15 protein-coding genes are annotated in these 21,586 nt (G+C 38.6%); all 15 read left to right on the top strand.

Going from position 1 to position 21,586, the window contains the following annotated elements; genetic code table 11:
* The first annotated feature begins 161 nt into the window (after positions 1-161).
* The 15 genes from UYC_RS0116100 (at position 162) to UYC_RS0116025 (ending at position 21,582) form a co-directional block, all read left to right on the top strand.
* Positions 162-1,475 (top strand): NAD(P)H-dependent oxidoreductase, encoded by a 1,314-nt coding sequence (locus tag UYC_RS0116100; protein ID WP_016872577.1) that lies wholly within the window; start codon positions 162-164, stop codon positions 1,473-1,475.
* 331 nt (positions 1,476-1,806) lie between these two features.
* On the top strand, positions 1,807-3,030 hold the full coding sequence (locus tag UYC_RS0116095; RefSeq protein ID WP_016872578.1) for a glycosyltransferase: 1,224 nt from the start codon (positions 1,807-1,809) through the stop codon (positions 3,028-3,030).
* 408 nt (positions 3,031-3,438) lie between these two features.
* Positions 3,439-4,389, top strand: a complete 951-nt coding sequence (locus UYC_RS0116090; protein WP_016872579.1) for a glucosamine inositolphosphorylceramide transferase family protein — start codon at positions 3,439-3,441, stop codon at positions 4,387-4,389.
* A 240-nt stretch (positions 4,390-4,629) separates the two neighbouring features.
* Complete coding sequence (locus UYC_RS0116085) at positions 4,630-5,730, top strand: glycosyltransferase (protein WP_016872580.1); 1,101 nt, start codon at positions 4,630-4,632, stop codon at positions 5,728-5,730.
* Between the two features lie 24 nt (positions 5,731-5,754).
* Positions 5,755-7,983: a GumC family protein gene (locus UYC_RS0116080; protein WP_016872581.1), complete on the top strand. Its 2,229-nt coding sequence runs from the start codon at positions 5,755-5,757 to the stop codon at positions 7,981-7,983.
* A 1,499-nt stretch (positions 7,984-9,482) separates the two neighbouring features.
* Complete coding sequence (gene hepC / locus UYC_RS0116075) at positions 9,483-10,301, top strand: heterocyst development glycosyltransferase HepC (protein ID WP_016872582.1); 819 nt, start codon at positions 9,483-9,485, stop codon at positions 10,299-10,301.
* 291 nt (positions 10,302-10,592) lie between these two features.
* The gene (gene hepA / locus UYC_RS0116065; protein ID WP_016872584.1) at positions 10,593-12,431 is read left to right on the top strand and encodes a heterocyst formation ABC transporter subunit HepA; all 1,839 of its coding nucleotides are present in this window, start codon (positions 10,593-10,595) and stop codon (positions 12,429-12,431) included.
* 112 nt (positions 12,432-12,543) lie between these two features.
* On the top strand, positions 12,544-13,536 hold the full coding sequence (locus UYC_RS0116060) for a glycosyltransferase family 8 protein (RefSeq protein WP_016872585.1): 993 nt from the start codon (positions 12,544-12,546) through the stop codon (positions 13,534-13,536).
* A 184-nt stretch (positions 13,537-13,720) separates the two neighbouring features.
* Complete coding sequence (locus tag UYC_RS0116055; protein ID WP_016872586.1) at positions 13,721-14,686, top strand: glycosyltransferase family 2 protein; 966 nt, start codon at positions 13,721-13,723, stop codon at positions 14,684-14,686.
* 144 nt (positions 14,687-14,830) lie between these two features.
* Positions 14,831-16,009 carry a glycosyltransferase family 4 protein gene (locus UYC_RS0116050; RefSeq protein ID WP_016872587.1) on the top strand — a complete coding sequence of 393 codons (1,179 nt, stop codon included), beginning with the start codon at positions 14,831-14,833 and terminating at the stop codon, positions 16,007-16,009.
* 104 nt (positions 16,010-16,113) lie between these two features.
* The gene (locus UYC_RS0116045) at positions 16,114-17,073 is read left to right on the top strand and encodes a glycosyltransferase family 2 protein (RefSeq protein ID WP_016872588.1); all 960 of its coding nucleotides are present in this window, start codon (positions 16,114-16,116) and stop codon (positions 17,071-17,073) included.
* A gap of 78 nt (positions 17,074-17,151) precedes the next feature.
* Entirely contained in the window at positions 17,152-18,033 is an 882-nt protein-coding gene (locus tag UYC_RS0116040; protein WP_016872589.1) for a glycosyltransferase family 2 protein, read from the top strand.
* 33 nt (positions 18,034-18,066) lie between these two features.
* Positions 18,067-19,215, top strand: a complete 1,149-nt coding sequence (locus UYC_RS0116035) for a glycosyltransferase family 4 protein (RefSeq protein WP_016872590.1) — start codon at positions 18,067-18,069, stop codon at positions 19,213-19,215.
* A gap of 67 nt (positions 19,216-19,282) precedes the next feature.
* Positions 19,283-20,344 carry an NAD-dependent epimerase/dehydratase family protein gene (locus UYC_RS0116030; RefSeq protein ID WP_016872591.1) on the top strand — a complete coding sequence of 354 codons (1,062 nt, stop codon included), beginning with the start codon at positions 19,283-19,285 and terminating at the stop codon, positions 20,342-20,344.
* 80 nt (positions 20,345-20,424) lie between these two features.
* On the top strand, positions 20,425-21,582 hold the full coding sequence (locus tag UYC_RS0116025; protein WP_016872592.1) for a glycosyltransferase: 1,158 nt from the start codon (positions 20,425-20,427) through the stop codon (positions 21,580-21,582).
* Positions 21,583-21,586: the final 4 nt, after the last annotated feature.

Below are 21,586 nucleotides of genomic sequence, written 5' to 3'. Positions count from 1 at the left end.
CGCATCGCACAAGAGGCAAAATAGCCTAAGTTTACCAAAATCCAAAATATTGTGGAGACAAGTAGAAAACTATAAAATACCACAGTTATTTTCTGAAGCTACAATTTTTGAATTTTGCTACCGTAACAACCAGATAATCAGTTGACAAAGGAGTTTAGGTGATGATTATTGTCGATCGCGCTTTAGCTGCTCGCGCCGAAGCAGGTAACCCCATTAAAGTTGGTATGATTGGTGCCGGTTTTATGGGACGGGGAATTGCCAATCAAATTATCAATTCTGTTCCTGGTATGGAGCTAGTTGCCATCTCTAACCGTAATCTTGAGGCAGCGAAGAGAGCTTATTTAGAAGCAGGTATTGAGGAATTTAAAGCTACTACCACTGTTACTGAATTAGAAGATGCGATCACCCATGGCAACTACGCAGTCACCGAAGATCCACTCAGTTTGTGCCGCGCTGAGGGTATCGATGCTTTAATTGAAGTGACCGGTGCAGTTGAATTTGGCGCGCATATAATCATGGAGGCGATCACCAATCGCAAGCACGTGATTATGATGAATGCAGAACTAGACGGCACCATTGGCCCGATTCTGAAAGTGTATGCTGATAAAGCAGGTGTTATTCTCTCTGCTTGCGATGGCGATCAACCAGGGGTACAAATGAACCTCTACCGATTTGTCAAAAGCATTGGTCTAACTCCTCTGTTGTGTGGTAACATCAAGGGGCTGCAAGATCCATATCGAAATCCAACTACCCAGGAAGCATTTGCTAAACGTTGGGGACAAAAGCCCCACATGGTCACCAGCTTCGCCGATGGCACAAAAATTTCCTTTGAACAGGCGATCGTTGCTAACGCCACAGGAATGAAAGTTGCCAAAAGAGGAATGTTGGGATATAACTTCAACGGCCATGTTGATGAAATGACTAATATGTATGACGTTGAACAACTCAAAGAATTGGGTGGAATAGTTGATTACGTCGTTGGAGCCAAACCAGGGCCAGGAGTATTTGTATTTGCCAGTCACGACGATCCCAAGCAACGTCATTACCTCAACCTTTACAAATTGGGTGAAGGCCCTCTTTATAGCTTCTATACTCCCTACCACCTTTGTCATTTTGAAGTGCCAATGTCTGTTGCACGCGCAGTTCTCTTCAAAGATTATGTCTTAAGTCCTTTGGGTGCTCCTGTTGTTGATGTTGTCACTACTGCCAAAATTGACTTGAAAGCAGGCGAGACTTTAGATGGCATAGGCTACTACATGACCTATGGGCAGTGTGAAAATTCTCAAATAGTTCAAGAACAAAACCTCCTGCCCATTGGTTTAGCCGAAGGATGTCGTCTCAAACGAGATATTCCCAAGGATGGGGTTCTGACTTACGACGATGTAGAATTACCCCAAGGCAGACTTTGTGACAAACTCAGATCTGAGCAAAACGCTTATTTTGCCTCGTCTAAACCCTTGGCAGCAGTTAAGTAAGCAGTTGTATTCATATCTTGCCCCAATCTCAACAAAATAGAAGTGTAGCCTCAAAAAGTTTTAGCCGTTAGCTTAAGACTTGTAGAAAAAAGTTAACACTTTAACTCAATGATTCTAAAACTGATTCAACCAGGCGTGAAATATTACGTCTGGTGATAATCGGTTGACATTGGATAATTTGAGAATGATGCAATCAACAAGGTTGTGCAAAAGACATGAAAATTTTATTTTCGCAATCTTTGTAGTGTGAGTTCTCGTCAACAACAGTCAATGGCACTTGAGTAATCAAGTTCTCTACAAAACTTTCATTATTCATGTCATTGAGGTGTGTATGCAAATTAACGTTATCAGTGGTGTCAAAAGTACTGTAACTGTTTTGGCAGGCAAAATACAAACTCGCAGAAAAAGACGAATGATGGTATCGCTCAAGCCAGGGCAGCGTGCCATAGGTAACGTAGTTATCTCATATATTGTTGAACCATTTCTCTTAAAAGTAGATGAATCTCTTCCCATTTCCCACACTCACTATTGGGAGTGTCTGCAAATAGCAAAAACTTTTTTAGAAATGGGCTATTGCGTGGATGTGATTCGTTGCGACAACGATGTATTTATCCCGCAAAAAGATTATGCATTTTTTATTGAAACTCGTTGGAATTTACAAAGAAGCACTCCACACCTAAACAAAGATTGTATCAAAATCTTTCACGCAGATACAGCGCATCTTTTGTTTCATAATGTGGCTGAAGCCAAGAGGCTTTTGGCACTACAACAGCGACGTGGCATTACTCTGAAACCTCGTAGATACGAACCACCTAACCAAGCCATTGAATATGCGGACTGTGCCACTGTTCTCGGTAATGAGTTTACTCTTAATACCTACAAATACGCTCAAAAACCACTCTATCCAATTCCTATCACTACACCAGTAGTTTATCCTTGGCCAGAAAACAAAGACTTTGAAGCTTGCCGCAAGCATTTTGTATGGTTCAGCAGTGGTGGTTTGGTTCACAAAGGCTTGGATCTGCTTCTAGAAGTGTTTTCGCAGATGTCGGACTATCATTTGACTATATGTGGCCCGGTTGACAAAGAAGAAGATTTTGTTCAAGCTTTTTATAAAGAACTGTATCAAACACCGAATATTCACACTGTTGGTTGGGTAGATGTTACCAGTCATCTATTTCAAGAAATTACAAATAATTGCATAGGACTGGTTTATCCTTCTTGTTCTGAGGGACAATCTGGTGCAGTTGTGACTTGTCTTCATGCAGGTTTAATTCCAATTCTCAGCTATGAATCTGGCGTGGACGTGGATAATTTTGGTGTGATTTTACAGGAATGTTCGATTACAGAAATTAAGGAGGCAATTATTAGAATTTCCAGTTTGTCTGTTGACCAACTCAAACTGATGGCACGAAAATCATGGGAATATGCTAGAGCACACCATAATAAGGAAAGATTTTGTACAATTTATCAACAGACAATTGACAATATCCAAAGAAATCACAATATCAAAACAACATTAGCCATCCCAGATCTTGTGCCGAGCAAAAAATAAAAATCAGAGTAGTTAAGAGTAAATAATGCCTACCAACATCTGAATATTTTATCTGTTGGTAGGTCTTAATTATTCTTTCCCAACAGGAACACAGAAGCTAGCTTCACTGTTGCTTGAACGGCAAATATTCTAGTCTTTGTAAGTAGATATATCTAGAGCTTAATTTTTATGAAAATTCTCACCAAAATCACTAATTGGCTCTGGATCTAATTTTTAGATGATTTTTTACAAAAAAATCAAATTTAATATATATTACTGTGCTTCTTCTCAGTTATTATCCCTATATATCGTTATATCGTAATATAACTGAGATTAATCATTAATAAATTCATCTAACCTACTTAAAGTTTTTATGAATCAAAAGATACAATACTAAATCTTCTACCTCTGTTCACAGAGAATATGTAAATGAAGAGCATAAAAACACTAATCAAAAAACCACTGAGACCAATTATCAATAAGCTACCACCCAAATTAACTAACAACTTACCTATCGGCTTACCAGATAAGTCTCTTCAATGGTCAATTGGCATATATGTAGGAAAATCTTTATTTGATTTATCTTCTGCAAATCTGCAAAAAAATCCTGTTCTCACTCGCCAAGATGTTTCAGATGTCCGGGCAGGTTTTGTTGCTGATCCCTTTATGCTGCAAGTAGAGCATACTTGGTATATGTTCTTTGAGGTTTTCAATAGCCGGACATGCAAAGGAGAAATTGGACTAGCAACTAGTCAAAATACTGTGAATTGGCAGTATAGGCAAATTGTTTTGGCAGAGCCATTTCACTTATCTTATCCGTATGTTTTTCAATGGATGAATGAATATTACATGATTCCAGAGACTTATCAAGCTAACTCTGTAAAATTGTATAAGGCATCCAAATTTCCCGCTCAATGGACTTTTGTGGGAAATATTCTGACTGGCTCAGTGTTTTTAGACGCATCTATTTTTCGCTACGCGGACAAATGGTGGTTATTCACTGAAACTAACCCAGAACATAGATGGGATACCCTCCGTCTTTATTATGCTGATGATTTGCTCGGCCCTTGGATAGAACATCCAAACAGCCCAATCGTCAGCGGCAACGCCCATATTGCAAGACCAGCCGGTAGAGTTCTAGTTATGAAGGACACCATTATTCGATATACCCAGGATTGCGACCCTGAATACGGCATTCAAGTACGAGCTTTTGAAATCGACGATTTGTCACCTACAACATACCACGAACGAGAAATTAGCCAAAATCCTATCCTAGAACCGAGTAATACTGGATGGAATGGTTCTGGTATGCACCATATAGACCCTCATCTGGTGGACGATGGACACTGGATAGCGTGTGTTGATGGTCGGATTAGATAGTGATAAAGAAGTTTCCTCAAAACTGTATTGAGTGCGATCGCTGCCAGCGTTCAAAAAAGAAAATCTTCATCAAGAGTTTACGAGAATAACATAACTTGTAGCAATGTTTTTTGAAAAATTTCAGGTTTATTCTGTAAACAAATTGTATCTAAAATAAATCACAATAAATTACTTAGGTGGATGTAGTGCCAATCCAAATTATCTTTTGTATAAAGTAAATTAATCAGGAAACATTTATTTATGAAAATAGCGTTAGTACATGATTACTTAACTCAACGAGGGGGCGCAGAAAGAGTTTTTGAATTACTTTGCAAACGCTACCCCCAAGCTGACATCTACACCTCTGTATACGACCCCCAAAAAACAATCGATTTGGGTGAACGCATAGTCAAAACAACTTTCTTGCAGAATATTCCCGGTGCAGCCAAATATTTCCGTCTGATGGCTCCCTTTTATTTTCCAGCCTTTCGCGCCTTGGATTTGCAAGCATACGATTTGATTATTAGTAGCAGCACTAGCTTTGCCAAAGCTGTGCAAAAAAATCCCAAAGCCAAACACATTTGCTTTTGCCACAACATTACTCGTTTTTTATGGGATACAGAAACTTATTTACGCGAGTATGGAGACTATCGATATTTTGCTCCTTTAATTGAACAAGTTTTTCAAGTAATGAGAAAGATAGATCTCATATATGCACAAGAACCAGACCTTTATATTGCAAATTCTAGTGTTGTAGGCAATCGCATTCAAAAAACTTATGGCAAAAAAGCCATTGTTATTAACTATCCTATAGATACCAATAAGTTCATTTTTTCAGATCAGAAAGAAGACTACTATCTTGCCTCTGCTCGAATGATCAGCTATAAACGGCTTGATATAATAGTTGAAGCTTTTAATTGGCTGGGATGGCAATTATTAATATCAGGAGACGGGCCTGAACGAGAACGGTTGCAATCTAAAGCCTTGGGCAATATAAAATTTTTAGGACATGTGACAGATGCACAACGCACTCAGTTATTCGCTAAAGCTCAGTCCATTATAATAGCGGCTCTAGAAGACTATGGATTAGTTCCAGTAGAGGCAAATGCCAGTGGAACGCCAGTGATTGCCTATGGAGCAGGTGGGGTATTAGATACTCAAATACCTGGTAAAACTGGGGTACTTTTTAAGAGGCAAACACCCGAATCCCTGCAAGCTGCACTACTAGAAGGCAAAGATATCTGTTGGGATTATAAAAATATCCGCAATCACGCAGTAGCAAATTTTTCTGAACAGGCTTTCTTTAGTAAAGTTGAGCAAGTAATTGACCAAGCTTGTAACTTAAATAGATCACTCGTTTGATTTGATAGCTGAGGGATAGTAAACGTGAATCAATCTAGTCTAAGCCCCTACGTAAATCCAGTAACTGAGACAGAACCGGGTTATGGGCAACTATTTGCGGTTTTAATCCGTAGATTGCCTTGGTTTTTAGTAGTATTTATTGCTTCTATTGCTATTGCAGGAGCCATAACAAAAAGAACGCCGCCCACTTACAAAAGTTCAATGCAGCTACTAGTGGAACCCAACTATCAAGGTAAAAAAGAAGGAACGGCAGGGGAAAATAAATTTACTGATATTAATGTTGAAATAGACACAGCAACCCAACTCAGCTTGATGCAGAGTTCCAAAGTCATTCAAAAAGCTGTTGAAAAATTGAAACCTGAGTATCCAGACATAACTGTAGATGAAATCAAGGGAGCTTTAGTTGTAAATCAATTAAGAACGGGAGAAGAAAATCTCCCCACTAAAATTTTTCAAGTAGAGTATACAGCTCAAGACCCAGATAAAACAGAAAGAATTCTACAAGCAATACAGAAAGTTTATTTGGAATATAACAGAGAACAACAGGATGAACGATTAAGGGGGGGACTGAGAGTTGTCAGAGAACAAATCAAAAAGGTAAGTGAGGAAGTTACTAACGCTGAATCTAACCTGCAACGCTTCCGCAGAACTCAGAATTTAATTGATCCAGAGTCACAGGCAAAAGTTTTAGAAAATAATCTGAATAGCATTCTCCAAGAGCGACGCACGGCTCGTTCTCAATTTGAGGAGGCTAAAGCTCGCTATGCATCTTTGCAACAACAACTAAATCGTTCTCCTCAAAAAGCTTTGGTTGCCTCACGTCTGAGTCAGTCTTCTCGCTATCAAACGTTACTCAACGAAATTCAGAAAACAGAGTTAGCTTTAGCACAGGAACGTTTGCGTTTCACTGATGAAACTCCCCAAGTGCAAAAATTGCTAGAACAACGTAAGGAGCAGATGGCACTACTACAACAAGAAGTAGGGCGCACTTTAGGAGGACAGTCTCAAAATGTTGAAGTCTCTAACGGAAGCCTCCTCAATCAAGGACAGTTCGGTGAAATTGATCTTACCCTAGCAAGCCAGTTGGTAGAAACCCAAACAAATTTACTGGCTTTAGCAGCTCGCGATCAAACTTTGGCGCAAAAAGAACTACAAGTACGGAACGAACTCAAAGGTTTCCCTGCTAAGTTAGCTGAGTACAGTCGTTTACAACCGCAAGTCCAATTGAGCCGAGAAAGGTTACAGCAGTTGTTAAAGGCAGAACAAGAATTGCGGCAGGAACTTGCTAAGGGAGGATTTAATTGGCAAGTAGTAGAAGAACCTCACAGAGGCTTTTTCATTGGGCCTAATCTCCAACAAAACCTGATGTTGGGTGCAGTAGTTGGATTAATGTTAGGAAGTGTTGTTGCTTTTATTCGTGAAGCTGCTGATGATTCTGTTCACACCACTGCAGAATTAGAAAAACAGGCTGCTACACCATTGTTAGGAACAACTCCAAAGTTACCCCCAGCTAGAGCTAGAGATTCAGTATTCAAATTGCCTTTTGGAAAGCCTGAGGTTTTAGCTCCTTGGACAATCCAGGTACTACAATCACCACCACGGTGGGAATCTATGGATCTGATTTATAAAAACATCGAACTTATAAATTCAGTTTCCACCTACAAATCTTTAATGGTTACTTCTGCGTTGCCTGATGAAGGAAAGTCTGCTTTAGCATTAGGTTTAGCCATGAGTGCTGCCCGTCTGCATAAACGAGTATTACTAATAGATGCCAACCTACGCGATCCCAGCATACACAAACAACTGAATCTTCCTAATGAACAAGGGCTTTCAACTCTATTAGCAAGTGATGTAACCCTGCCCAACCAGATTAATCTTCAATCTTCAGGTTCGTCATATATTGATATTCTGACAGCTGGCCCAACACCTGCCGATCCTGCCCATCTACTTAGCTCCCCTCGTATGCAGGAATTGATGTCAGCATTTGAAGAAAGCTATGATTTAGTAATTGTAGATGGCTCTCCAGTTCTCGGCTTAGTAGATGCTTTGCTTACAGCATCATCTTGTCGAAGCGTAGTTATGGCAGCAAGTATTGGCAGAGTAACTAAAAATCAGCTGGCACAGGCTACAGCCATGCTGAGTAAGTTAAATCTAATTGGTGTTGTAGCAAATGGTGTATCAAACTCTAGCAGTACTTATGTACCTTATGCAAGGCAACACTCTTTTGCATTGCAACAAGCAATTGAGGAATAGCCAAAATATTACTTTGTAACCATTTAGATTTCATAACAATTTTATACTCTCAAGTTACTTTATTTCCCATGCAAGGTCATCAAAGAGCAGTTTTGAAGCCATATTGAAAACCAAAGAAATGGGAAACTTGTAGTTAATAAGTTTTGCATATGAGTCAATGGTTGGGGTAGTGGGTATAACTATTGAGTTAAAGATAGGAAGCAGTGTTTAGTAACATGCTTCCCTATGCCCAACTACCCTAAAATCACAGTTGATTTCAAATAGATTTTGCTTGCAAGGTTGAATAATATATTTAATTTATCGAGAACACAAAGCAAAAATTGCCTACATAAAGCTTTAATACTATATTTGGATATATACTTTTTAAGCATTGACCTAAGTTAATATAACTATTTTACTAACACTAATAGCAAATCATAAAACTCTCGAACTTGCTAATCATATAGTTAGTAAGTCAAAAAAACTATAAAACTAAAACTAAGTTTAATAGTAAAAACAATTATTAAATTATTTCTTCTTGCCTAATGAATAGAAGTAAGCAAATTTGAAATTTATTATTTCAGGATATAAATTACTCCTTTTCCGCCCGAAGGTTACCGTTTAGGAAGCAGGAGAGTAGAGGGGCTTCAGGAGTAAGGAAGAAGAAATTACGTTGCCAACTTTACACTGGAAAGGGATTAGGATAGAAGTTTGCATTATTCTGCTAAATATATAAAAGCTTATAAAGTCAATATTTGACTTAAGGATATTGACTACTAACTGTTACCAAAAAACATTTATTGATGTTATTTAAAGTTAGTGCGAGGAAAATTCTAACTACAAAATTAAAAGTTATCCTAAATTGTTTTCTTCTCAACTAAAATCTAAAACTTTAGTTGAAATTACAAAATATAAACTTTCATACAATTAGGTACTTCTATATTTATCTTTCTAGAGATAGGAATCTTATATTCTCTAATTTAGAGCTTTGAATTCAAAAATATTAACATATTATTATTGCCACTATATTTAGCTAATATATCTAATTGTGTTTTATTTATCTTGAGCATATAAGTTACAGCAATTGAAAATTAGATGATTTACTTCACTTAAGTAGTGTTACAATCACGTATGATGCATCAAAAGTTTCATCTTTAAACACTGAGATGAATTCATAATAACTTAACAATAATCGAAAAAAGAGACAATTTATTTAAAGAGTAAATAAAGAGTTTACATAAGTAGCTGTTATTTTTACTGAGTCTTATATCCTAGATATTGAAACACATTATTAAAAATTAACGCGCTAAGTGAGTAATTTGATAGTTCAAAACTAAATAAAAACTTTAGTGGTTGTGTGCCTTCATTTTCTCAGTCAGAGTTTATCAAAAGACAAATTTATTCTTAACCTCAATCCTGACATCTTTATTCCTGCACCATTACTTTCAGGTTTGTTCATAACGTTTAACAGCTTTTGATATCAGGTCAGCGCGTTACCCTTCTATAAGTACCAATTACGTATGCCCAACTCCATTATTTCAACTTTAGACAATTGCTATACTGTAACCGAACAACGCCAAGATAACTGCTCCCCATACTGTACGCTTCAGTGGCGGCAAGGACAGCTATTGGTAAGACCTCTTGGACAACTGAAACAACCACACTTAACTTCATTAGATCGTGAACAACACTTAGTAGAATGTTTAAAGCATTCTTCAGTAAAGATAGTTCGCATTGACCCAAAGTTGGGTGAAGCAAAAATAAGGTTTTGGGCCAATGCCTGCGAGCAAGCATCAAAGCCAATATACTTACGCATACCTACTAGTGAAAAACTACCACAATCGAAAGTTTTACTAAAGCGGCTAATAGATATTAGCCTTGCTTTGGCGTTGCTGCTGGCAGTAAGTCCAATTATGTTCGGTTTGCAATTGCTAATGCGTTTTTACTCCCCTGGGTCGATTTGGGAACAAGAGTGGCATATTGGAGAGAGGGGTAGGCTGTTTAGGGTTTTCAAGTTTCGCACAACTGCAGTTGACGACAAAATACAGGTTGAACCAGCGATAAGCTATAGAAGTAGTACGGGCGATCGCGAGGACGAACATAAAGTTACACCCTTAGGACGCTTTATGCTCAAGTACGGACTGCAAAACCTGCCGCTGTTGTTGAATGTACTGCGGGGTGAAATGAGTTTGATCGGCCCTCGTTACTGGACGTTAGCAGAGGCAGTACGGTTAAATTTAGAAGCTCAACGCCAGCTAAATAAATTACCTGGAATTACGGGTTTATGGCAAGAAGGCACGGAAACCAAGCTTTTGCAACTGGATAGCCAAATTCTGTGACTGAATTTATTAAGTAGTCATTTCTACATACACCAGAAGGTATGAAATCGCTTTATATTTCTGCCTTCTGGATTATTTTAAAGTCAGTGGAATAATGTATTGATGAGAGTTATACTGTATACCAGCACTTGGAAATAGTTATTTGTAAAACTCCTCTTCAATTGTGAAACAATTGCTCTCCCAACCTATGCAGCAATTAATTCTTTTCCCAGCAGACTGCTTGTGACAAATTGTATACATAGCTTCTGGGGCATAATGTTTCCTTTGTCAAAATATTGTAAAAAAATATCCATGCATTTAAAACTTTCTCAGTCAATCCGCAAATTGTTTAAAAATTTAATCACAGCTAACAAATTCTGGCAAGATAACTATTTGATTTTGCGAGAATTTAAACATTTTCGCAAAACTACTATTTTATCTATTATTTTTTCTCTTTTAGCAGCAACATTTGAGGGCGTCAGTATTGGCTTTCTACTCTCTTTTTTACAAAGCTTAACTAATCCTAATGCCCAGCCTCAGATAGGTATCTCCTGGGTAGACAGATGGATTGCAAATACAACTATTAATCCTTTATATCTAATATCTATTCTAATTTTATTGAGTACTTGGATGCGGGTAACATTCAATTACTTTGCATCAATTTATACAGAAACTGCTCAATTAAATCTTGCGCATCGTTTGCGAGTGCAAATGTTTGAACAGTTGCAAGCATTATCAATAAGCTACTTTGCCAAAACACGTTCTGGCGAGTTAATCAATACTATCACAACAGAGATTGAGAGGATAAAAGCCTGTTTTGGTGGTATTGCTTTTTTGTTTACACGAGGTTTGACAGTTACTGTTTACTTTATTGCCATGTTTTTAATTTCATGGCAACTTTCAATAATTTCAGTGTTAGTATTCTCACTTTTAGCAGTGGGGTTAACAACCTTTAACGCCCGAATTAGAGAACAAAGCTTCGGGATTTCTAATGCCAACGGAGCTTTAAATTCAACATCTATAGAATTTATTAATGGTATTCGTACTGTTCATGCATTTGGTACTCAAAACTTTGAGCGGCAGCGTTTCTACAAAGCAAGTGAGAATGTATTTAATGCTTCAGTAAAAGTGGCATTGGCTTGGACACTGGTAAAGCCAGTAGCAGAAGCGATCGCTACTACAGTTCTCGTTAGTTTAATTATTATTTCATTTACACAATTAACACTACCAGTTGCTTCCTTACTAACATTTTTCTTTGTCTTGCTGAGAGCCGTACCAAGCATTCAAGATATGAATGGAACATTTGCTTTCCTCAGCACATTAAAAGGTTCAGTAGAAAACATTAAGGAACTGTTGCGAACAGATAATAAAACTTACTTTAAAAACGGTGATATTGCCTTTAGCAGTTTGCAACGAGCAATTGATTTAATCTCAGTGGATTTTGGCTACGATCCCAACGATTTAGTACTGCATAATATTACACTTACAATCGAACGAGGAAAGATGACAGCACTGGTTGGAGCATCTGGTGCTGGTAAAACCACACTTGTAGATTTAATTCCGCGATTTTACGATCCAACACAAGGACAGGTTTTAATTGATGGAGTGGATGTGCGGCAGTTTGAAGTTAACTCGCTGCGACGTAAGATGGCTGTAGTCAGTCAGGACACATTTATTTTTAATACTTCAGTTTGGAATAATATTGCTTACGGTACACCGGAAGCTACTGAAGCTGAAATTAGAGAAGCAGCTCGACTAGCGAATGCATTGGAATTTATAGAGGAAATGCCTGTTGGTTTTGATACGCAACTAGGCGATCGCGGAGTGCGGTTATCTGGAGGGCAAAGACAGCGAATCGCCATCGCTCGTGCTTTGCTGCGCGATCCAGAAATTCTAATTTTGGATGAAGCAACTAGCGCTTTAGATTCTGTATCAGAACGGTTAATCCAAGAATCGATTGAAAAGCTTTCTGTCGGTAGAACTGTGATCGCGATCGCCCACAGACTATCCACAATCGCCAAAGCAGATAAAGTCGTTGTGTTAGAGCAGGGGCGTATTGTCGAACAGGGGAATTATCAAGAACTGCTGCAACAACGGGGCAAGCTTTGGAATTACCATCAAATGCAGCATGAAATAGGTCAGTTAGGCTAGAAAATAGAGAACTTAACCTTGATAGGCAAGTTCTCTCCTTGTCAGTTTTGAACTATGGAAATATATATACATATATTTCGATTTTATATACTTAATCTTAAAAAATATACCTATGGTTATTTCTACGACATTACAACAAGAACCGCTTGTTGTAGTTTGTGGGGCAGATGATAACTACGCTATGCCCCTTGCCATAACTCTTTATACCGCACTGATCCATCTAGAAAACAATTGCACACTTTATCTGTATATTATCGACGGCGGTATTAGTAAAAAAAGTAAAGAACGCCTAGAGCGTGTAATTGATCTAGAACACGTTGATATCCATCTCAAATGGATAACACCATCAGATCTAGAATCGCTCAAAAACTTACATACTCTTCCCTGGATAACAGTAGCCTCGTATTTGAGATTGCTGATTCCCGATCTTTTACCAGAGCAGTTTGAAAAAGTTATTTACTTAGATTGTGACTTGCAAGTAGAGGCAAACCTGAAAAACTTGTGGGATCAACCATTAGGTGAAAATGCATTACTAGCTGTTCAAGATTTGGGAACTCCCTACGTATCTTCTCCCTTTGGTATAGCTAAATACCGAGAGCTTGGTCTTGCGCCTCATGCACCCTATTTCAATTCTGGAGTACTGGTAATCAATTTGAAAAGATGGCGCGCAGAAAGCGTTAGCCAACGTGTAATCCAATATCTTCAAGAATACAGTCAAGACGTTCGTTTGGGGGATCAAGAAGGTCTCAATGTCGTGTTGGCTAATGAATGGGGAAGACTCGATCCCAAATGGAACCTAATATCACATATTTACTTTTACGATATTTGGGATGAATCAGCGTACAAGGAAGAGATTGGGGCTATTAAACAAGAATTAATTAGTAAGCCTTATATCTTCCATTTTGCAGGAGGCTCCAAACCTTGGCAGATTGGTTGCGTACACCCGCAACAGTTGGTGTGGATTCGCTATCTCCAAGAAAGCAGATGGTTTACTCCGATCGAAAGTCTCCTGTGGCATTCTCAATGGTTCATCCGCTACTACTTCTGGCAAATTAAAGTTCTTATAAAGAAAGTCGTAATAAAAATTTTAATTCAAAAAAGCTAGGTAAAATTATTTCCTTTTGCCTTTAGCCTTGATATAAATTAAAAAATATACGTAATTCCTTTTGCTAACTTTCATACATAGCAACGTATTTTTTAGTCGTTTCTCCCAACTAAGTCATAAATAATACGAGCATCATAGAATTAGCAAAAGTATCTTTGTCTCTATCGATAATCAATTAAACAAAATGAAGGTTAGCGTCATTATTTCAAACTATAACTACGCTCGTTATCTACCAACAGCCATCGATTCAGTTTTGACACAAACCTATCCGAACTTTGAAATCATCATAGTAGATGATGGTTCCAAAGATAACAGTCGTGAGGTGATTGCCCAGTTACAGCAAACAGCGCCCGATAAAATTAAAGCGATTTACCAGCCAAACCAAGGGCAAGGGGCAGCCTTTAACACTGGATTTGAAGCTGCTAGTGGAGATGTCATTGCCTTTTTGGATGCTGATGATGTGTGGCAACCACAAAAATTGCAGCGAATAGTAGAAGAGTTCAATAGATCTGATGTAATTGGAGTTATGCATCTGTTGAACAACATTGATGGTAATGGCAACGTTGTCAATGGTGGTTCTACCGTCGGTCAGTTACTTGATGACAATTTGGCGCAAGTAATTGTAGACACAGGTAATGCTTGGTGTTTTCCGCCTACCTCTGGACTAGCTTATCGACGTAAAGCTCTAGAAAAAATATTTCCTATTGACTGTAGCAAATGGCGCTTGTGTGCAGATGGTTGTCTGATATACTGCACTGCCTTTCTGGGCAAAGTTAAAACACTGAATGAAGTTCTGGGAAGTTATCGCATTCACGGTGCTAATCACTACATTAATTATTCCACAAACAAAAGTGAAGAAGCACAAGCACTAGCGGGAATTGAGATGACTAACCGATACATCAACGAATTTTTAGAACAAATTGGTCATCCTTATAGAGTAAATTTATCTCGGAATCTCCAATATCGGCGTACAAACTACTATAGACGTGGCAAATGGAATACTAAAGAAGTGATAGCCATCTCCAACTTGATTCTGGGATGGCGATTTTATAGTCTGTGGGAAAGAATTTATTATCTGATGCGGTTTTGGATGAAGAGTATTAGATTGCTGGCTCATCCCGACGTTAGCGTGAACGAGACAGCTGCCTAGTAAAAATGAATTATGAGCGGGCAGCCTGCAGGAATTTAATTAAGTAGAATTTGGCTCGCACGTTAATGCCACAAACTACACTGCTTGCAGGCTAAATCTAGGATTTAGCTAATTAAAAATGTGACAAAATTTATCATAAAAATAATGAAAACAAATAGTAGGGATAGCCATTTTTACAATAATCAAGCAATTAAAGTGTTTTTGACTTGTCCTGGTCTTGGTAATATTAATCGCGGTTTTGAATCTTTTACTCGCGAATGCTTTGAAGCCATATCACATGACAATTCACTTGATGTAACTCTCTTTAAAGGGGGCGGAGAATCATCTAAAAACGAAATTATTTTGTGGAACTTACCACGCGAGAAGTGGACAACTATTCAAATCAGCAGAGTGGTAGGGAAAATAACTGGTATTAAAGGTTCTTACAACACTGAACAATTATCGTTTTTTTTAAGTTTATTGCCCTACCTTAATCAGTATAAACCAGATGTAATTTTTCTCAGCGATGAACAATTGGGGATTTTTCTTTGGCATTGGCGACGTTTGACAAAACAAAGCTATAAGCTTTTATTTTCTAACGGAGCACCTGTGTTTCCAGTAGAGCGGCTGAGTCGTTGGGATCGTGTACAACAATTAGCCCCCATGCATCTAGAAGCAGCTTTAAATGCAGGAATACCCGCTTACAAGCAAAGCTTAATTCCTTACGGATTCCAAATAGAATCCCAACCCAAATTTCTGACAGTTGATGAGCAAAAAGCATTACGACAAAAGCTAGGGCTTCCGGAAAACCAGAGATTGATTATTTCTGTGGGAGTTATTAATAAATCTCACAAGCGCATGGATTATGTGATTCGGGAACTTGCTCAACTACCTGAACCACGTCCTTTTCTTTTATTACTCGGTCAAGAAGATGAGGAATCTACCGAAGTAATTCAACTTGGAAAAACATTGTTAGGGGCTGAAAATTTCCAAGTTAGAACTGTTCCCTACAGTGCGATCGCAGATTATTATCAAGCCGCAGATGCTTTCGTTCTCGCTTCTGTTGCAGAAGGATTTGGACGAGTTTTTGTAGAAGCATTATCTTACGGTTTACCCTGTATGGCACACGACTATGAAATTTCTCATTTCATATTTGGAAATAAAGAATATTTAGCAGATTTTACCAAGGCAGGTAGCTTAACAAGCTTAATACCTAAAGCCCTAGCCGCATCTGAGGTTATCTCTGAGCGCGAATCTTTTCATCGCCTTGCTTACGAAAATTTTAGTTGGGAAAAACTCAAGCCAGCATACATCGATATGATTAAAAAATGTGTTGATAAATAAAAAATTAAGCAACTAACACAGTTTATCTTCATGATTAATTTTTATTTTTGTACCTTAATAAGGCTATTTTATTTAATTAATTGTAGGTAAATGCTCAGATTGATATGAATCCTCAACCCCTAGTTAGTATTATCACCCCAACTTATAACCGTCCAGAGTATCTCAAGCAAGCTCTGACTAGTGCCGTTCGCCAGACATACGAAAATATAGAAATTATTGTTTCTGATAATTGTAGTCCGGAAAATCCACAAGCAATTGTGGATTCTTTTAAAGATCCGCGAATTCGTTTTTCGCGCAATGAAACGAACATAGGTATGTTCGGCAACACTATGAAAGCCTTTAAAATGGCGCGTGGAAAATACGTAGCGACTCTGCTTGATGACGATCTGTGGGAAGAAGACTTTTTAGAAAAGCTTGTTCCTCCCCTTGAAGCTAATCCTGATTTAGTTTTATCTTTTTGTGATCATTACGTGATCAATGCTGATGGTGAAATCAATCATGAGATCACAGAGCATTGTTCACAGTTATTTCAAAGAGCGGATCTTCAAGAAGGCATTTATCAACCCTTCTATAAACTTGGCTTAGTGGATCAAGCAGTAGCTACAGCAATGGCGGCTGTCATTCGTAGAGAAGTTATAGATTGGGATAACATCCCTGAAGAAGTAGGCGGTTCATGGGATATTTACTTGACATATCTGTGTTGCTCTACAGGTATGGGAGCTTATTATTATCCAGAAAAATTAACTAGATACCGGAGGCATGACGAAACAGAAACAATGCTTAGTGGTAGGCGAAACTATCAAGCAAAAATCCGTAAAGCTCAAGCGGAAATGTTTTGTTTCCAGTGTTTTATGGAAGATGAGAAACTAAAGGAGTTTAAACCCTATTTTCAACAACAGTGGGTAAAGGTAAGTACAACTTTAGGAATTGGCTTAATGCGAGCTGAACAAGTTAAACAAGCACGTCCTTATCTTTGGCGTTCTTTGCGTCAAAAGTTAAATTTAAGGTCAATGGCTGCACTGTTGCTAAGTTTTGCTCCTGCAAAAGTAGCAGCAAAATTTTAAATATCTACGGAAAATATCCAGGTTTGCTCCCTATATTTAGAAGATTAATTTATTCCAATTTATATATAGGTACAATCAATGCGAGTATCAGCTTGTATTACAACAAGAAATCGCACAAAAAAACTCGATGCTTGTTTAGAAGCTTTATGGAATTCTAAAGTTAAACCCCATATTGTAGTAGTTTCTGATGATTCATCTGAGTTGGAAACACAGCAGGCAAATTTGCAAATAGTCCAAAAATATCCGGGAACTCGTTATATCTTAGGGCCTCGTTCTGGCGTTTGTGGTAACCGCAATAATGCTGTGAATGCAATTCCAGAGTCTGAAACCGACTTTGTCGCTTTCGTTGATGATGATATTTGCGTTCAGCCAGACTTTATTGCTTTAGCCATTGATAGATATACTCAAATGCCTCTTGAAGAGAGAAAAAATACTATCTTAACAGGCACCAGCCACACTCTAGATGGCTTTCAGCTTTTACCAGCTAAACTTACATTTCAAGGGCACTTCTTTCCTACTGATGGCATTCCTCAAACTGTAGTTATTCACGCCGCTTTGTTTCCCAGACATTTTTTTAGTCAAGAACAATGGGATGAAAATATCTTTTTTGGCTATGAAGATGCAGAACTTTGTTTGCGAGCGATTAAGCGTGGCTACAAAATTTTATATTGCTCGGAATTGAGAGTAAAGTGTATTGCCGAGGATAGCACACTTGAGGTGGGTATATCTGGTGTAGGTGGCTTGAGTAATTATGAATTATATGTAGAAGCGGCTAGGCTATACATTGGGATTAAGCGATATAAAGACTTATTTCCTAATCCCTTGAACCTACTAGGCTTTATACTTTTATATTTTGTGCAGATGACAAGATATCTATTACAACGAAAAGCAATCCGAGCTTGGCCAGAAATTCTGCGTCGTTCTCGCATCCAACGGTTGTTATTGCCATCCAGTGTTTGAAAACTTACTAATAATTATTCAGGATTATTAAGCGTGAAGCTTTGTATCGTTACCCACAATGTTATTAAAGGTGATGGTCAAGGGCGGGTAAATTATGAAATTACCTGGGAGGCTATTCGTCGAGGTCACTATGTTACTTTATTAGCAAGTCAAGTAGCTCCAGAATTACGGGAAAATAGCCAAGTTCAATGGATTGGTATTCCAGTAAAAGGGTGGCCTGCAGAAATTATCCGTAATATCATATTTTCTTGGCGGAGTGCAATTTGGTTGCATCAACATCAGTCTGAATTTGATCTAGTAAAGGCTAACGGTGCAATTACAGCGATCCCAGCAGATGTAAATGCAGTTCATTTTGTCCATAGTTCTTGGCTAAAATTCTCTGCTTTTAAGGCTACGTCCAAATCATTTAAGAATGTGCTTAATCCACGCGGAGTTTTATATGATTTTTACCAATGGCTATACACAGCCGCTAATGCGCGTTGGGAAAAAAAGGCTTTCAGTCAGGCAAAAATAGTTGTGGCAATTTCTAATCAGATTGCCAAGGATCTATTAGAAATTGGTGTAGCACCAGAACGATTGCAGGTAATTTTAAATGGTGTTGATTTACAAGAATTTTCACCTGGTACTACCGATCGCAAAATCTGGGGACTTCCTGATGGAGTACCCTTGGCACTGTTTGCAGGAGATATCAGAATTCCTCGCAAAAACTTGGATACGGTGTTGCAAGCTTTAGTGAAAGTTCCCGAATTGCATTTGGCAGTGGCAGGAATTACTGAAGGCAGCCCATATCTTCAACTTGCAGACTCACTGGGGTTAAGCGATCGCGTGCATTTTTTAGGACTCCGCCATGATGTTCCCCAGTTAATGAAAGCAGTAGATTTCCTCGTTTTCCCCTCCCGCTACGAGCCTTTTGGCTTAGTGGTGATTGAAGCGATGGCTTGTGGCTTACCTGTAATTACAGCTCAGACAACAGGCGCTGCTGAACTAGTAACACCAGAATCTGGGATAGTCATACCAGATCCGGATGACGCCGAAGCATTGGCACAGGCGCTGTTATCTTTGGCAAGCGATCGCGCTTTGCGTACCCAAATGGGTAAGGTTGCTCGCCATATCGCCGAAAAACACAGCTGGGAGCGAATGGCTAAAAGCTATGTGGATTTATTTGAGAATTTGAATAGTTAAACACAAAAGTTTTTACCTAAACTTAATAAGTTCGCAGTTCAACAAACCATTTCAGAAAATATAAACTATGAATTTTAAGTCTCTTCTGGTTACAGGTTCATCAGGTTTAATTGGTTCAGAAGTTTGCACCTATTTTTCAGCCCAAGGTTGGGCAGTTCATGGTGTTGACAACAATAGCAGAGCTGCTTTTTTCGGCCCTAATGGTGATACCCGTTGGAATCAAAAAAGACTGGAAACTGAACTGAGCAACTTTCGGCATCATGAACTTGATATCCGCGATCGGGCGGGGGTGCTAAAACTCATTGAAGAATTACAACCAACAGCTATTGTACACACTGCTGCTCAACCATCTCACGACCGGGCTGCACAAATACCCTTTGATGATTTCGATACCAATGCTGTTGGGACGATGAATTTGCTAGAGGCGACGCGGCGCTGTGCTCCAGAAGCCGTATTCGTTCATATGTCAACTAACAAAGTATATGGAGACGCTCCCAACGAATTACCGTTAAAGGAATTGGAAACTCGTTGGGAATACGCAAATCAAGAAGATTTTAATGGCATTGCGGAAAATTTTCGCATAGATCAATCTAAACATTCTCTGTTTGGAGCCTCCAAAGTTGCCGCAGATATTATGGTGCAAGAATATGGGCGGTACTTTGACATCAGAAGCTGTTGCTTGCGCGGTGGTTGCTTGACCGGGCCAAATCACTCTGGTGTAGAATTGCATGGATTTCTTAGCTATTTGACTAAGTGTAATTTAGAAGGTAAAAAGTATTTTGTTTACGGATACAAAGGCAAACAAGTACGGGACAATATTCATTCATTAGATGTAGCTAGATTTATCGAAGCCTTCATTGAAAATCCGAGAGTAGCGGAGGTTTATAACTTAGGTGGAGGAAGGGAAAATAGCTGTTCTATTCTAGAAGCGTTTGCTCTTGCTGAAGCAGTTTCGGGTAAAAAAATGGTGTGGGAATACGTGGATAAAAATCGAGAAGGTGACCACATTTGCTACATCAGTGATTTAACTAAAATGAAAACTCACTACCCAAATTGGAGCCTGACTAAAAGTCTCACTGACATCTTTAGCGAGATTCATCAAGGCTGGTTAAAGCGCCAGAAAGATTAATCGAGCAATCAAAGCCTTAGCCACTTGCCTCGTGCAGGTGGCAAAAATATATAAGCTGTATATAAATTTTGGTATTTCTTATGAAAAAAGTTTTACTCATCACAACATTTTTACCAAATATAGGAGGTGGTTCGGTAATTTTAAGGAGTTTGATTCCGGCATTAAAAGATAAAGATATTGATATTGAATGGTTTTATTTAACTGAGAAAGAAGTAGATTTTCCAGAAGCCAAACGATTAGGGGAAGGCTTGATGGGAGGAAATTTGCTCAAGGATTTTGTTAATAGTGGATTACTTTGGTATGGGATAAAAACTTCTCTACTCAAAAGCACAATAGACAAAATTCTTTCCCTCAAAGCTGATGCTTACTGGGTGATTGGACACAGTGATGGGATTTTAATTGCTAAAGAACTGGCTCAGAAAACTAACACCCCTGTGCATTTGACAATACACGACGATTTGGTTGGTGGATGGTTTGGTAGAACCCGTCGTTATCGGTGGCTGTTAAATCAGGCAAGCAAAATGTTTGCTGAAGCGATGCACGCTGTTAGTTCAGTGGATGTAGTCAGCGAAAGTATGCGTCGCTATTATCAGAAAATGTTAGGTGTTGACTCTGTTGTTGTCCATCGTTATTTGCCTAATTTACCCAAGCTAGATTCAAAACCGATAGAACAAAATACATTGATTGTTGGACATATTGGTTCTATTTATTCTGCTCATGAATTTCGCTTGTTTTGTGAAGCTTTAGAGAGTTACGGACAACAGCAAGGGTTATCTGTAAAGTTTATTGTTATTGGTGCAGATCGGAGATTTTTGCCAACAGATTTTTCTCGGCTAATTGTAGATATTCCTCACCTGAGTGAAAATGAAGCGATCGCCGAATTAGCTCAATGTCATTTTTTGTATGCGATGTATCCTTTTGATAACGCATTTGCTATCTTTCGCCAGACTAGTTTGCCTACAAAGGTAACTACCTATATACAAGTGCAAAGACCAATTTTGGCACATACACCCAGTGACAGTACTCTGGCAGAAATTATTAGCACTTATAAGCTAGGAATAAATACTGATGCTTTAACAACAGCTAATCTCAATCAAGCGATCGCGCAAATTTGTGAATATCAATTAAGCGAGAACGCTTTTGAAGTGGCACATACCGCTTTGTTTGGGATGGAAAACGTCAATCGCATGGCGACTTGCCTGAATAAAAATTCATATCAGCCAGCCAGACAAGGTTAGCGAG

The organism is Chlorogloeopsis fritschii PCC 6912, assembly GCF_000317285.1.
In the GTDB taxonomy this organism is placed as follows: Bacteria; Cyanobacteriota; Cyanobacteriia; order Cyanobacteriales; family Nostocaceae; genus Chlorogloeopsis; species Chlorogloeopsis fritschii.
This window is presented reverse-complemented; position numbering and strand designations above follow the sequence as displayed.